The following is a 14,422-nucleotide window of genomic DNA, read 5'->3' as shown; positions in this document are numbered from 1 at the left end:
CAGAAAACAAGGGCTCTTGCCTGTCTTCCGAACGAGAACGCCAAACCCTCAATCCCCAGGGGCAGAAAGTTGAATCAGCCGGTAACGGGTTCCGAGATACGGGGAAGGCGCCGCGATGAAAGAAGCCTCAGCCCGGCGCCTGCACCGTGACCCAGTAGCGCGTGCGCGAGACCACCTGCACGGGCAGGCCCAGGGCCAGGTTGTGCAGGGCGCGGTCGGTATCGCGCAACGAGAACACGCCCGTGACGCGCAGGCCGGCCACCTGCGGGTCGCAGCGCAGCAGGCCCGTGCGGTAGCGCGCCAACTCGGCCACCAGCTCGCCCAGCGGCATGTTGTCGGCCACCAGCACGCCGCGCGCCCAGGCGGCGGCACTTTCCTGCGCAGGCACCGGAGCCCGGGCCTGCTCGCCAGTGAAGACGGCGCCCTGCCCCGCATCCACGCGCACCACCTGGCCCGGCGCCCTGGCAGGACGCACCTCCACCGCGCCCTCGAACACGGCCACGCGGGACTGCTCATCTTCCTGGCGCAGCGTGAAGCGCGTGCCCAGGGCCTGCACCGTGCCGTGGCGCGAGCGCACGCGCAGCGGGCGGGGTGTGCTTTGCGGATCGGGCGCGGTGGTGACGAGGATTTCGCCGGCGCGCAGCAGGATCAGGCGCTCGGCCTCGTCAAAGCGCAGGTCGATGGCCGAGGCCGAGGCCAGCACCACCTGCGTGCCATCCGGCAGCGTGATCTCTCGGACTTCACCGCGCGCCGTGCCATGGCTGGCGGCGGCGATTTGCCATGCATCGGTGCCGCGCACCACATGGGCAATGCCTCCGGCCGTGGCCATGAGGCCCAGCAACTGCATGGCACGGCGGCGGCCCCGGGGCGCCGGCGACGCAGCGGAGGTGTCCCCCAGCGTATGCCGCGCGATGCCGCCGGGCACGCTGCGCAGCTTGTCGTCAAAGGCCTGCAGCCGGCTCCAGGCCAGCTCGTGCCGCGGATGCTCGGCACGCCAGCGGGCGCAGGCGGCGCGGTCTTCATCGCTGGCGTCGTCAGCCCACAGCCGGGCCATCCATTCGGCGGCGCGCTGGACGATGGCCGGCTCCAGCGGCTCGCTGGCGGACGCAGTTGCGCAGGCGTCAGTGGATGCGGCTGACGCGGCCGATGCCGGAGATGAAGACATGCCGGCCACTCAGCACACGGCGCCGTGCAGCGCCTGGTAGCAGGCCAGCAGGCCGGCAGCGATGTATTTCTCCACCGAGGACACGGACACGCCCAGCTCGGCCGCGATATCTCGGTAGGCCATGCCGTCGAGCTTGCACAGCAGCAGGGCCTTGCGCGCCTTGGGCGGCAGGCCGTTCAGCGCGGCATCGATCTCCACCAGCGCCTCCAGCGCCAGGGCACGTGTTTCTTCGGAGGGCGCCATCTGCTCGGGCAGCAGGGCCAGCGCTTCAAGATAGGCCGCCTCCACGCGGCGGCGCCGGTACAGGTCGATCACCAGGCCGTTGGCGATCTGGGTGAGATGGCGGCGGTGCTCGTCGGCCGGCGGAACACGGCCGGTGCGCAGCAGTTGCAGGTAGACGTCGTGCGCCAGATCGGCCGCATCAAAGGCATTGCCCAGCTTGCGGCGCAGCAGGCCGCGCAGCCAGCCATGGTGATCGGTGTAGAGAATTTCGACTTGTTGCTGAAGCGCAAACTTGGCGGCGGCCACAGTACCCCTCCCTGTGCCCCAGGGCGCAGGCACGCCGGGGACGTATGACAAATGAGAACCATTTGCATTTTATATGGAAGCCAGCCCCCGCCGCCGCGACGCACTAGCGCTGCGGCAGGCCGGGCAGTATGGCGTTCAGGTCTACCGCGTTGGCCATGGCGCGGTTGCCTTCGTCGCCAGGATGCAGGTGGTCGCCCGAGTCGAAGCGCGCCGCCATGCGTGCCGGGTGGGCGCTGTCGCGCAGCACGGCGTCGAAGTCGATGACGGCATCGAAGGCGCCGCCCAACCGTATCCATGCATTCACCTGCCGCCGCAGGTCGTCCTTGCCGTCCTGGTAGTAGTCGTCCAGCGGCGTGCCTGGCAAGGCGCCCTCGAAAGGCGGCAAGGTGGCGCCGATCACGCGCAGGCCGTGGCTGCGCGCCCTGGCAACCAGCTGGCGATAGCCCTCCGCCATGTCCTGCAGCGTGGGGCGCTGCGCCCGCGGCGCAAAGGCCGTGCCGGGCCAGGAAATATCGTTGATGCCCAGCAGCACGATGAGGCTGCGCACACCGGGCTGGGCCAGCACATCACGCTCCAGCCGCGCCAGGGCATGCTCGCCCATGCTATCGGACAGCAGGCGCGCCCCCGAGATGCCGGCATTGACCACCGCCGCGCCGTGCGGCGCAAGGCGCGCGGCCAGGAAATCCGGCCAACGGCTGTCCCTGTCCAGGCTGGCCGTGGCACCGTCGGTGATGGAGTCGCCCATCACCGCTACCACGGGCGCCGCAGCTTCTGCCTCGACCTCTATGCCCGCCAACAGCGGGCGGGCCGTGCTGCTGATTGCGCCAGGGTCCGAAGTCCGCAGCGCCGCAGCCGCGGACTGGTCGCCCGCCACGATCCAGCCGGTCTGACGCCCATCCCAGTGAAAACTCTGCACAGGCGTGGCACCGGGCAGGTACAGGCTCACGGCCACCTGCGACAGCGAGGCCAGCGGCAAGGCCACAGGGTCGCTGACCAGGGATGCGCCTGCGGCAATGGTGGCTTGCGCGCTGCCGCCAAAGGTCACGGCCTGCAGGCTGCCGGACTCGACGGCGCCTGCCGGCAACGGCTTTGCCACGGTCGCCCTGCCCACGGTCACAGGCTGGCCGCCGTAGGCGTTGGACAGCACGATGCGCAGGCGCGGCCCGCCCAGGCTGATGCGTGCCACCTGGCGCACGGTCTGGTCCTGCAGCACAGCGGGCAGATTGGTGGGAAAGAGGAAATCCGCCCCCCAGACCGGCTGCGGGCTGGCCTGCCACGTGGCAGCCCAGTGGGAGGCTTCAGCCGAACCCGCCGGCGCCGTTGAATCCGCCATGGCTGGCGTGGAAATCACAAGCGCCAGAAGGGCCGCGCCCGAGGCCGTGGAAAGCGATGGAAAAAGTTGCCGCATGCAAGGAATCCGATGTCTGTGGATGGCAGGATCATGGATTCAAGGGCGGCGCGGGACTAGACGGTCTGCTGGAACACCATCTGTGAATGGAAGGCATCAACCAGCTGACGAAAAAAGCCCCTGCCTCGAAAGGCAGGGGCTGTCAGGGGCCCGTGGACGCCATGCGTAGCATCGACGGGCCGGCTAGCAACGGGTTGGCGTCAGCCGGCAGTGGCCTGCGGCGAGGGCTTGGGCTGCAGGCGCTTGAGCACGCGCGGCACGATGAGCACGCAGGCCACGATGATGATCAGCGTCAGCGACATGGGGCGCTGCAGGAAGATCCACCAGCTGCCTTCGCCGATGGACACGGCGTTGCGCATCTGCGCCTCGGCCAGGGGGCCCAGGATCATGCCCACCACCACGGGCGCGGTGGGGAAGTCGAAGCGGCGCATGATCACGCCCAGTACGCCGATGCCGTACAGCAGGAACAGGTCGAACGCGCTCTGGCGCATGCCGTAGGCACCCACGGTGGCGAAGATCAGGATGCCGGCGTACAGCTGGGGACGCGGGATCTTGAGCAGCTTGACCCACAGGCCCACCATGGGCAGGTTGAGCACCAGCAGCATCAGGTTGCCGATGTACAGCGAGGCGATCAGCGCCCAGACCAGGGCCGCGGACGAGCTGAACAGCTGCGGGCCGGGGTTGATGCCGTAGTTCTGGAAGGCGCCCAGCAGCACGGCCGTGGTGTTGCTGGTGGGAATGCCCAGGGTCAGCAGCGGGATCAGCGCGGCGGTCACGGTGGCGTTGTTGGCCGCCTCTGGGCCGGCCACGCCTTCGATGGCGCCCTTGGTGCCGAACTCCGCACGGTCCTCGCCCTTGGCCAGTTTCTTCTCGGTGGCATAGCTCAGGAAGGTCGGGATCTCGGTGCCGCCGGCGGGAATGCAGCCGAAGGGCGTGCCGATGACGGTGCCGCGCAGCCACGCGGGCCACGAACGCTTCCAGTCACGGCCGGTCATGTGCACGCGGCCCATCTTGTTTTGCGTATCGACGACCTTGCCTTCGTACATGGCGGCGTACAGCACTTCGGCCACGGCGAACAGGCCCACGGCCACGAGCACGATGTCCACGCCGTCCAGCAGTTCCATCTTGCCCATGGTGTAGCGCGCAGCGCCCGAGATCTGGTCCATGCCGATGCAGCCCAGCGCCAGCCCCAGGAACAGGGCCGTCATGCCGCGCAATGCGCTCTGGCCCAGCACGGCGCTCACGGTGGTGAACGCCAGCACCATCAGCATGAAGTACTCGGGCGGGCCCAGCTTGACGGCGAAGTCGGCCACCGAAGGCGCGAACAGCGTGACGACCACGGTGGCCACGGTGCCGGCCACGAAGGAGCCGATGGCGGAGGTGGCCAGCGCGGCGCCCGCGCGGCCGCTCTTGGCCATCTTGTTGCCCTCCATGGCCGTGACCATGCTCGCGGTCTCGCCGGGAGTGTTCAGCAGGATGGAGGTGGTGGAGCCGCCGTACATGGCGCCGTAGTAGATGCCCGCGAAGAAGATCATCGAGGCGGTGACATCGACCTTGGCGGTGATGGGCAGCAGCATGGCCACGGCCACGGCCGGTCCGATGCCGGGCAGCACGCCCACGGCCGTGCCCAGGGCGCAGCCGACCAGGGCCCACAGCAGGTTGGCCGGTGTGATGGCGGTGGCAAAGCCCGCCAGCAGTGCGTCAAAGATTTCCATTACAGCCACCCCGTCTCAGTCAGGCCTGGCAGGTTGATCGCCAGGAATTGCGTGAAGGCCCAGAACACGGGCGCCGAGATCAGCAGCCCGGTGACCACGTCCTTGGCCCAGGTGATGGGCTTGCCCGCCTGGGCCTGGCCGCCGGCACGGCGCAGGCCCTGCACGGCCAGCACGTAGCAGACGGTGCAGCTGACGATGAAGCCCACGGTGCCGATCAGCACGGCATTGACCAGCAGGCCCGTCGACACCCAGACGAAGGCGCCGATGTCGGCTCGTGGGTGGCCGCCCCCGCAAGAGGCTTCGCGAAAGCCGCCCGTGCGTGCCTCCCAGACCAGCCAGGCGCCGCAGACTGCGAGCACCAAGGCACACAGCCAGGGCAGGAAATTGGGGCCGACGCCGCCGTAGCCGGCATCGCCAGGGATTTGCAGCGCGCCGAAGGCCAGGCCTGCAGCGACAAGCAGCACGCCGGAGCCGACGATGGTCTGCGCGCGTACCGAGGGAAAGCCGCTGGGCTCATCAGCCTGGGCGGCATCCGTGGCAAGTGGATTGGGTTGTGAGGACTCGGACATGGTCAGTTCCTGGCCGCAGCGGGACCGGCGACCGGGCCGGCCACCGCTGCAGACGTGGGGAAAAAATTAAGCCGCCGGGGCCTGCGAGCCGCTGGCGCGGCGCGCGGGCATCTTCCGCTTCTTGAAGCAGGCGCTGCGACTGGCGCCTGCCGTGGCCCGCAGGAGTGCGGGCCTGTTGCTGCACCGACCCCGCAAGAGGCCGGTGCAGCAGCTCGATCACACCATGCCGGACTTGACCATGGTGGCGCGCAGGCTCGCGAACTCCTGGTCCACGAACTCGCCGAAGGCATCGCCGGCCAGCCATGCAGGCGTCCAGTCGTTCTTCTGCAGCGCCTCGGCCCAGGCCTTGCTCTTGGTGGCCTTCTCGATCATGGCGACCAGCGCATCGCGCTGTGCCTTGGTGATGCCGGGCGCGCCGTACACGCCGCGCCAGTTGCCGATCTCCACGTTGATGCCCTGCTCTTTGAGCGTGGGCACGTCCACGCCCTTCAGGCGCTGGCCCGAGGTCACGCCGATGGGCTTCATCTTGCCGGTGCCGATGTACTCGGCGAACTCGCTGTAGCCGCTGCCGCCCACGGTGACGTTGCCGCCCAGGATGGCGGAGATGGCCTCGCCGCCTCCACGGAATGCCACGTAGTTGATCTTGGAGGGATCGACGCCGACTTCACGCGCGATCATGGCCGCCGCAATGTGCTCGGTGGAGCCGCGCGAGCCGCCGCCCCACTTGACGGAGCCCGGGTCCTTCTTGAGCTGGGCGATCACCTCGGCCATGTTCTTGAAGGGCGAGTTGGCGGGCAGCACGAACACGTTGTATTCGCTGGTCAGGCGCGCCAGCGGCGTGGCCTGCGTCAGGTTCACGGGCGGCTTGCCCGTGATGATGCCGCCCAGCATGACGGCGCCCATGACCATCATGGCGTTGGGATCGCCCTTGCTGCCGTTGACGAACTGCGCAAGACCGATGGCGCCGGCGGCGCCGCCCTTGTTGTCATAGGTGACGGAAGCAGCCTGACCAGCGTCCTGCAAAGCCTTGCCCAGGGCACGGCCCGTGGTGTCCCAGCCGCCGCCGGGGTTGGCCGGCAGCATCATCTTGACGGCTGCCGCAGCCTGCGCAGACAGCGGCAGGCTGCCTGCGGCGGCCAGTGCGGCCAGCGACTTCAGAAAAGTATCACGACGCATGGTTTGACTCCTTGTGTTGTAAGGCTGTCGATGATCGGTTCGCTACCTGTCAAATGGCTGTCCAAACCCCTAGGGGAATCCCTAGATCGCTCTCGCCACGATGGCCTGCATCGCGCCCGGTGCTAACGTCCGGCCCATGCAATTGCTGCTCGTAGAAGATGACAACGCCATGCGCACCACGCTGCAGCGCACGCTGATCCGGCGCGGCATCCAGGTGGAGACGGCGGCCGACGGCCCCTCGGCCCTGGCGCAGTGGCTGGTGCGCGAGCCCGACGCCGTGGTGCTGGACCTGAGCCTGCCCGGCCTGGACGGCCTGCAGGTGCTGGAGCGTGCGCGCGGCCAGGGCCTGCGCACGCCCGTGCTCATCCTGACCGCGCGCGGCACCGTGGGCGACCGCGTGCTGGGCCTGAACGCCGGTGCCGACGACTACCTGGCCAAGCCCTTCGACCTCGACGAGCTGGAGGCCCGGCTGCGCGCCCTGCTGCGCCGCAGCAGCGACAGCTTCACGCCCAAGCCGCCGCCCGAGACCATCGCCATGGGTGCGCTGCGCTACGACAAGGCCAGCGGCGCCATCCACCGCGATGGCGAGATCATGGAGCTGACGCCGCGCGAGCTGGCCCTGATGCACGCCCTGCTGGCACGCCCCGGCCATGCCGTGGCCAAGGAGCGCCTGTTCGCGCTGGTGTTTCCCGGCGAGTCGGACGTGCAGTACGAAGCCGTGGAAGTCGTCGCCTACCGGTTGCGCAAGAAGCTGTCGGGCACGGGCGTGCAGCTGGTCACGCTGCGCGGCCTGGGCTATCTGCTCAAGGCCGAGTCGGCCTGAGGCACTCCACCACTCACCGCAGCCCATGCGCGACCCCGGTCTTCCCCTTCCCGCCCCCGCGCGCACGCGCCAGCCCTGGTCGCTGCGCCGCCAGCTGCTGACGGGCATTCTCGTGCCCGTCATTCTGTTCATTGGCTTCAATACCTGGAGCCTGTACCACCAGACGCTGGCTGCGCTGAACACCGCCTATGACCGCACGCTGCTGGCCTCGGCCAAGAGCATCAGCGAGCAGCTGGATGTGACGGGCTATGACGAGTCCGCCCAGCTGCATGCCATCGTTCCCTACTCGGCGCTGGAGATCTTCGAGGCCGACAACCAGAGCCGCATGTTCTACCGCGTCTCCACGCTGGAGGGGGAAATGGTGTCGGGCTTTGGCGAGCTGCCCATGTGGCACGGCGTCATTCCCCAGCGCCCGCCCTACGCGGCCCTGGTCGACTTCTACGACGCACAGTTCCGGGGCCGGCCCGTGCGCATGGCCGTGCTGCTGCAGCCCGTGGCCAGCGCCAAGGGGCGCGGCATGGCCGTGATCCAGGTGGCCGAGACGCTGGAGCTGCGTGAAGCGCTGGCCCTGCAGATCCTGCGCACCACGCTGGCGCGGCAGGCCCTGCTGGTGGCCGCCGTGGCGCTGATCGTGATCTTCGTCGTCCAGCGCGCCACACAGCCCGTGCGCCGGCTCAGCAGCGACCTGCGATCGCGCCCGCGCGGCGACCTGAGCCCGCTGTCGGCACCCTCAGCACCGCGCGAGTTGCAGCCGCTGCTGGAGGCCATCAACCAGCTCATGCTGCGGCTGCGCCAGCTGCTGTCGGACCAGAAGCGCTTTGTGCGCGACGCGTCGCACCAGCTGCGCACGCCGCTGGCCGTGCTCAAGGCACAGCTGCAGTCGGCCCAGCGCGGCGATGTGCCGGCCGAGCAGGCCTTTGAGGAAATCGGCGCCACCGTGGACCGCGCCACGCGCCTGGCCAACCAGATGCTGGCGCTGGCCAAGGTCGAGCAGCTGCGCCAGGAAGACAGCGCCGAGCCCGCATCGCCCGCGCCCAGCCTGCTGGACGAAGTGGTGCGCGACGTGGCCATCGAACTGTCGCCGCTGATTGCGGAGCAGGACATCGACTTTTCCATAGACACGGAGCCCTGCCCCGTTCCTGCCCACGAATGGATGCTGCGCGAGCTCACGCGCAACCTGCTGCACAACGCCATACGCCACATGCCTGCGGCCGGCAGCCTGCACATCAGCGTGCACCAGGCAGGCAGCCAGGCCGTGCTCAGCCTGCGCGACAGCGGGCCGGGCATAGACAGCGAGCTGGCGCAGAGGCTGTTCCAGCCATTTTCGGCCGGCAATGCGCGCAGCGGCTCGGGCCTGGGGCTGGCCATCTGCCACGAGATCGTGCAGACGCTGGGCGGCGCCATCGAGCTGCGCAACATCTACCGGCAAGGCCTGGTCTGCGGACTGCATGCGCACGTGGCGATTCCGCTGCAGCCGACCACTGGCAGGCACCCCGCGCCGCGCGCACAATAACGCCATGACCGATATCGAATCCATGCGTCTGGACAAATGGCTGTGGTGCGCGCGCTTCTACAAGACGCGCAGCCTGGCGACGGAGGAAATCGGCAAGGGCCGCGTCACCGTCAACGGAGCCCTGGTCAAGCCCGCGCGCGAGGTGCGCTGCGGCGACACCGTGGCCCTGCGCCAGGGCCAGGTCCCGCGCACCGTGGTCATCCGCGGCCTCTCAGGCATGCGGGGCCCCGCCCCCGTGGCCCAGGCCCTGTACGAGGAAACCGCCGAAAGCCTGGCCGAGCGCGAACGGCTGGCAGAGCAGCGCCGGCTGGCGCCGGAGCCCGCCAGCAGCATCGCCAGCCAGCACGAAGGCCGCCCCACCAAGCGCGACCGCCGCCAGATCGACCAGGTGCGCGAGCGCGGCAGCTGGGACAGCCGCTGGAGCGCCTCCATCGACGATCTGGACCGGCGCTGAATCGCACGGCCCTGCCCGCCTCTTCCAGCAAAAAAGGCCATGCGCAACAACTGCGCATGGCCTTTTTTGCATGGATTTGCGGGAAGCAGGCCCTGCGGCGTTCAGACCACCTGGTCCCTGGCCGGGGCGTCGTCATCCTGCGCGCGCGGCAGGATGAGGTTCATCACCATGGCGGCCATGGCGCCCACGGTCACGGCCGAGCCCAGCAGGTACTGCAGCATGTCCGGCAGGGTCTGCACCCAGTCCTTGGGGGCCAGGGTGGCAAAGAAGGAGCAGATGATGGGCACGCCCACCACCAGCATGGCACGCTCGTCCAGGCGCACATGGCGCAGGATGCGGATGCCCGCCATGGCAATGGTCACGCAGACCACGGCGAACATGCCGCCGATCACGGGCGAGGGAATGGCCGCGATCAGTGCGGAGAACTTGCCCAGGAAGCCCAGGCAGGCCAGCACCAGGCCGGCTGCAATGAAAACCATGCGGCTGGCCACGCCGGTGATGGAGATCACGCCGGCGTTGGTGGAGTAGCCGGTGACCGGCGTGGCACCTATCAGCGCGGCCACGCTGCAGCTCAGGCCTTCGCCCACGGCGCCACGGTCCAGCTGGCGGCTGGTGATGGGCTGGTTGATCACGGCCGAGACCGCGAACCACGTGCCCGTGGTCTCCGCCATGACCACGAGGTAGATCACGACGAAGGTGAGCACGGCGGGCAGCGAGAACTGCAGCGGATAGTCGATGCCCGCCAGCTTGGGCAGCGTGAGCCAGGGCGCATCGGCAATGGGCTGCCAGGCAAACAGCCCCATGCCCCAGGCGACGGCCGTGCCGCCAGCCAGCGCGATGATCACCGACGACAGGCGCATCCAGCGGCCCAGCCGGTTGTCGAAGCGCAGGCCCAGCATCATGGCCGCAATCAGCAGCGCCGCCGATACCGATGCCAGCGCGATGGACTGGTTGACCGTCATGCCGCCGTGGACCGCGAACACGTTGGCGCTCAGCGCAATCGGCAGCAGCGACAGCCCCACCACGAGGATGATGGTGCCGCCGACGATGGGCGGCACCAGCCAGCGGATCACGCGGTGGAACCAGCCCAGCGCCCCCAGCGCAATGACGATCAGCGCTCCCGGAATCAGCGCGCCATAGACCGCTCCCATGCCGCCGAAGCCGCCGCCCGCGCCAAAGGCCACGGCCAGGATGGCACCCAGGGGAATGTAGGAAGGCCCTTGTGCCACGGGCATGCGCATGCACCAGGCCGTCTGGATCAGCGTGCCCAGTCCCGCTGCGAGGAAGGTGGACTGGATCATGGACGCCGCGTCGGCCTGCGACAGCGCCAGGGCCGAGGCAATGATGAAGGGCACGACATACACGTCCATGGCCATCACATGCTGCAGGCCCAGCAACAGGGCCTGGGAGAGCGTGACGCGGTCGTCAGGGCGGGCGATCAGGCGCCCTTCGTAGGAGGAGGTCGGTTCGGTCATGGAGCGGAAAACGCGGGAAACAGCCAGTGCGCAAACGCAGCCGGTCTTCAGGCGGGGCTGGCCGCCTGGCGCCGGTGCACGCACGCGCCCTGCACCCAGGTGCAGGCCACATTGGCACGCGTGGCATGGTGGATGATCTTCTGCAGGATGTCGGCCGGGCCGTCCTGCTCGGGCCAGATCTGCACATTGGAGTCCGGCGCCAGGCAGTCGACGGCCAGGGCATCCATGGCATGGCCGGGCTCGATGCGGCCAATGGGAAGGTCCAGCGCATCGCCACCCGCCGCCGTGGCCAGCCACAGTGCAAAGACGTGGTCGATGCGGGCCTGCACGCCCTGCCCCGCCCTGCCGCGCCGGGCGGCCGTCTGCGCCGGATCCACGCCTTCGTGCAAGGCCAGCGAGGCTGTCATGGCATGGCGGCAGGCGTCGAACATGCTGGGGCTGTAGCCCCCCGAAATGTCCGTGGCCAGTCCCATGCCCAGGCCCTGCTCGCGGCCGCTGCGCGCGGGGAAAACGCTGTTGGCGAAATAGAAGTTGGATAGCGGGCAATGCGCCACCGAGGCGCCCGTGCGCGCCATCAGCGCCACGTCATCGGCCGTGAGGAAGTTGGCATGGGCCACGACCGTGCGGCGCGTAAGCAGGCCGAAATCATGCAGCGCATGCGCATCGGTGCGGCCCTGGCGTTCCAGCACATGGGCGTGGGCCCAGTCGCTCTCGGAGCAATGGGTTTGCACATGGGCGCCGGTGCGTCCAGCCAGGTCGCCCAGGCCGCGCAGCAGCTCGTCGGTGCACGAAGGAATGAAGCGCGGCGTGATCACCGGCAGCACGCGCTGCTGCGCGTTGTCCGGATGCTGGCGCAGCCAGTCGATGAAGCGCGCCGTCTCGGCAATGCCTTCGGCGGCGCTGTCGTCCTTGTAGTACGGGGGGCATTGCGACGGCTCGTCCATGGCCACCTTGCCGACCAGGGCGCGCTGGCCCAGGGCCAGGCAGCGTTCGGCCAGCACCTGGTTGCCCACGGCGTGGATGGTGCCGAAGTACATGGCCGTCGTCGTGCCATTGGCCAGCAGCGTACGCACCACGCTGTCGTAGACCGATGTGGCAAAGCCGGCATCGCCGTAGCGCGCTTCCAGGGGAAAGGTGTACTCCTGCAGCCAGGTTTCCAGCGGCACATCCAGGGCCTTGCCGCTTTGCGGCCATTGCGGGGCATGCACATGCAGGTCCACCATGCCGGGCAAAAGGTACTGGCCCTCGGGCAGGCGCTGCAGCGTGCCTGCGGCCGCATGCGCGGCCTCCAGAGCGGCGCGGCGGGGATCACCGCGCTCCAGCACGGCATCGATCATGCCGCGGCCATCCACGACGATCAGCACGTCCAGCCGGATGCGCAGCGCGTGCGGCGTGGGGGCATCGAAGGCCGTGCACAGCAGGGCCCAGCCTGGGCGCGGCTCAGAGGAATTCATCATGGGAAACGACAAGAGAGCTTCACTTGGCCTTGAGCTTGGCCAGGTCCTCGGCCGACAGCCAGCGCCACTGGCCCGGCTGCAGGTCCTCGGTGAGCTCCAGCTCGCCAATCTTCCAGCGGTGCAGGCCTTCAACGCGGTTGCCAACGGCGGCGATCATGCGCTTGACCTGGTGGTACTTGCCCTCGGTCAGCGTGAGGTCCAGCACATGCTCGCTCACCTGCTCGCAGGCAGCCGCCTTGACGGGCTTGGGGTCGTCATCAAGCACCACGCCCTCCAGCAGGCGCTGCACCTGCCGCGCATCCACGGCATGCTTGGTGGTCACACGGTAGACCTTGGGCACGTGCTTCTTGGGCGAACTCATGCGGTGGATGAACTGGCCATCATCGCTGAGCAGCAGCAGGCCCGTCGTGTCCTGGTCCAGCCGGCCCACGGCCTGCACGCCCTGCACGGCACCCTTGTTCGGGCGCTGGCGCAGCGGCATGGGCAAAAGCGAGTAAATGCTCGGATAGGTTGAAGGCTTTTGCGAGCACTCCGTGCCCGCCGGCTTGTGCAGCAGCACATAGCCCAGCGCGTGATAGGCCCACTCCACGCCCTGTACGCGATAGCGCAGGCCTTCAGGATCGATGTCCTGCGTGGAGTCGAGGCAACGCACCCAGTCGTTGGCCTCGGTGTCCCACAGTTCCACCCAGCCCTGCTGGACCAGGCCCGAGCACACGCGGCGGATACCGAAGCCTTGGGAATACAGAATGTCTTGCAGTTGCATGTTGGTCTTTCAAGCCGGCGCACCCACCATGGCGCACGCACATCGCGCAGGGCCAGAACAGGTATTCTGCGCAAACAAGCAAAAAACCCCGTAGCTTTGGGCTACGGGGTTTCTTGGGCTGTAAGAGCCTGACGATGACCTACTTTCACACGGGAACCCGCACTATCATCGGCGCAAAGTCGTTTCACTGTCCTGTTCGGGATGGGAAGGAGTGGTACCAACTTGCTATGGTCATCAGGCATAACTTGTTGTCATGCTGCTCTTGTGAGCAACACAACGAATTCATAGAGTCTGTAATCAGCTTTGTATTTTGACTGCGCCTTACTTGGCATAACCACCTTGATGATCACGTCATCAAAGTTATAGGGTCAAGCCTCACGAGCAATTAGTACTGGTTAGCTTAACGCATTACTGCGCTTCCACACCCAGCCTATCAACGTCCTGGTCTTGAACGACTCTTCAGGGGGCTCAAGGCCCCGGCAGATCTCATCTTGAAACGAGTTTCCCGCTTAGATGCTTTCAGCGGTTATCTCTTCCACACTTAGCTACTCGGCAATGCCACTGGCGTGACAACCGATACACCAGAGGTGTGTCCACTCCGGTCCTCTCGTACTAGGAGCAGGCTTCCTCAAATCTGCAGCGCCCACGGAAGATAGGGACCAAACTGTCTCACGACGTTTTAAACCCAGCTCACGTACCTCTTTAAATGGCGAACAGCCATACCCTTGGGACCGACTACAGCCCCAGGATGAGATGAGCCGACATCGAGGTGCCAAACACCGCCGTCGATATGAACTCTTGGGCGGTATCAGCCTGTTATCCCCAGAGTACCTTTTATCCGTTGAGCGATGGCCCTTCCATACAGAACCACCGGATCACTATGTCCTGCTTTCGCATCTGCTCGACTTGTCAGTCTCGCAGTTAAGCACGCTTATGCCATTGCACTATCGTCACGATGTCCGACCGTAACTAGCGTACCTTCGAACTCCTCCGTTACGCTTTGGGAGGAGACCGCCCCAGTCAAACTGCCTACCATGCACTGTCCCCGATCCCGATAAGGGACCTGGGTTAGAACCTCAAACGCACCAGGGTGGTATTTCAACGTCGGCTCCATGAGAACTAGCGTCCTCACTTCAAAGCCTCCCACCTATCCTACACAGATCCGTTCAAAATCCAATACAAAGCTACAGTAAAGGTTCATGGGGTCTTTCCGTCTTTCCGCGGGGAGATTGCATCATCACAAACATTTCAACTTCGCTGAGTCTCTGGAGGAGACAGTGTGGCCATCGTTACGCCATTCGTGCAGGTCGGAACTTACCCGACAAGGAATTTCGCTACCTTAGGACCGTTATAGTTACGGCCGCCGTTTACTGGGA

The 14,422-nt window shown here is 67.1% G+C and carries 12 protein-coding genes and 2 rRNA genes (1 of these 14 running past the window's edge); 3 read left to right on the top strand and 11 right to left on the bottom strand.

Going from position 1 to position 14,422, the window contains the following annotated elements:
- Nucleotides 1-127: 127 nt before the first annotated feature.
- From ACN20X_RS11965 to ACN20X_RS11940, 6 genes are all read right to left on the bottom strand, one after another.
- Nucleotides 128-1,165: a FecR domain-containing protein gene (locus tag ACN20X_RS11965; protein ID WP_473210637.1), complete on the bottom strand. Its 1,038-nt coding sequence runs from the start codon at nt 1,163-1,165 to the stop codon at nt 128-130.
- Nucleotides 1,166-1,174: 9 nt separating this feature from the next.
- A complete protein-coding gene (locus ACN20X_RS11960) occupies nt 1,175-1,693 on the bottom strand; it encodes a sigma-70 family RNA polymerase sigma factor (protein ID WP_244386519.1) in 519 nt (172 codons plus the stop codon).
- A gap of 103 nt (nt 1,694-1,796) precedes the next feature.
- The gene (locus ACN20X_RS11955) at nt 1,797-3,101 is read right to left on the bottom strand and encodes an SGNH/GDSL hydrolase family protein (RefSeq protein ID WP_473210636.1); all 1,305 of its coding nucleotides are present in this window, start codon (nt 3,099-3,101) and stop codon (nt 1,797-1,799) included.
- Between the two features lie 200 nt (nt 3,102-3,301).
- Nucleotides 3,302-4,816 (bottom strand): tripartite tricarboxylate transporter permease, encoded by a 1,515-nt coding sequence (locus ACN20X_RS11950; protein WP_016449639.1) that lies wholly within the window; start codon nt 4,814-4,816, stop codon nt 3,302-3,304.
- Nucleotides 4,816-5,385 (bottom strand): tripartite tricarboxylate transporter TctB family protein, encoded by a 570-nt coding sequence (locus ACN20X_RS11945; protein ID WP_016454030.1) that lies wholly within the window; start codon nt 5,383-5,385, stop codon nt 4,816-4,818. The genes ACN20X_RS11950 and ACN20X_RS11945 overlap by 1 nt, the downstream gene beginning before the upstream one ends.
- A 216-nt stretch (nt 5,386-5,601) precedes the next feature.
- Complete coding sequence (locus tag ACN20X_RS11940) at nt 5,602-6,561, bottom strand: Bug family tripartite tricarboxylate transporter substrate binding protein (protein WP_016449641.1); 960 nt, start codon at nt 6,559-6,561, stop codon at nt 5,602-5,604.
- Between the two features lie 100 nt (nt 6,562-6,661).
- Between ACN20X_RS11940 and ACN20X_RS11935 the strand changes: the two genes are divergently transcribed.
- The 3 genes from ACN20X_RS11935 to ACN20X_RS11925 are packed head-to-tail and all read left to right on the top strand — an operon-like array spanning nt 6,662 to nt 9,351.
- Entirely contained in the window at nt 6,662-7,384 is a 723-nt protein-coding gene (locus ACN20X_RS11935) for a response regulator transcription factor (protein ID WP_016449642.1), read from the top strand.
- 25 nt (nt 7,385-7,409) lie between these two features.
- Complete coding sequence (locus tag ACN20X_RS11930; protein ID WP_016449643.1) at nt 7,410-8,897, top strand: sensor histidine kinase; 1,488 nt, start codon at nt 7,410-7,412, stop codon at nt 8,895-8,897.
- A 4-nt stretch (nt 8,898-8,901) separates the two neighbouring features.
- On the top strand, nt 8,902-9,351 hold the full coding sequence (locus ACN20X_RS11925) for an RNA-binding S4 domain-containing protein (RefSeq protein ID WP_016449644.1): 450 nt from the start codon (nt 8,902-8,904) through the stop codon (nt 9,349-9,351).
- A gap of 101 nt (nt 9,352-9,452) precedes the next feature.
- On the opposite strand, the gene ACN20X_RS11920 is transcribed toward ACN20X_RS11925, so the two are convergent.
- The 5 genes from ACN20X_RS11920 to ACN20X_RS11900 all read right to left on the bottom strand — a co-directional run.
- Nucleotides 9,453-10,826, bottom strand: coding sequence for a uracil-xanthine permease family protein (locus ACN20X_RS11920; protein WP_016449645.1), 1,374 nt, complete (start codon nt 10,824-10,826; stop codon nt 9,453-9,455).
- 47 nt (nt 10,827-10,873) lie between these two features.
- Nucleotides 10,874-12,283, bottom strand: a complete 1,410-nt coding sequence (gene guaD, locus ACN20X_RS11915) for a guanine deaminase (protein WP_250439539.1) — start codon at nt 12,281-12,283, stop codon at nt 10,874-10,876.
- A 19-nt stretch (nt 12,284-12,302) separates the two neighbouring features.
- On the bottom strand, nt 12,303-13,046 hold the full coding sequence (locus tag ACN20X_RS11910; RefSeq protein WP_016449647.1) for a 16S rRNA pseudouridine(516) synthase: 744 nt from the start codon (nt 13,044-13,046) through the stop codon (nt 12,303-12,305).
- A gap of 126 nt (nt 13,047-13,172) precedes the next feature.
- Nucleotides 13,173-13,285: ribosomal RNA gene (rrf, locus tag ACN20X_RS11905) — 5S ribosomal RNA — on the bottom strand.
- 125 nt (nt 13,286-13,410) lie between these two features.
- Nucleotides 13,411-14,422, bottom strand: a 23S ribosomal RNA gene (locus ACN20X_RS11900) (it continues 1,864 nt past the right edge of the window).

Source organism: Delftia sp. PX-1 (genome assembly GCF_055797465.1).
This window is presented reverse-complemented; position numbering and strand designations above follow the sequence as displayed.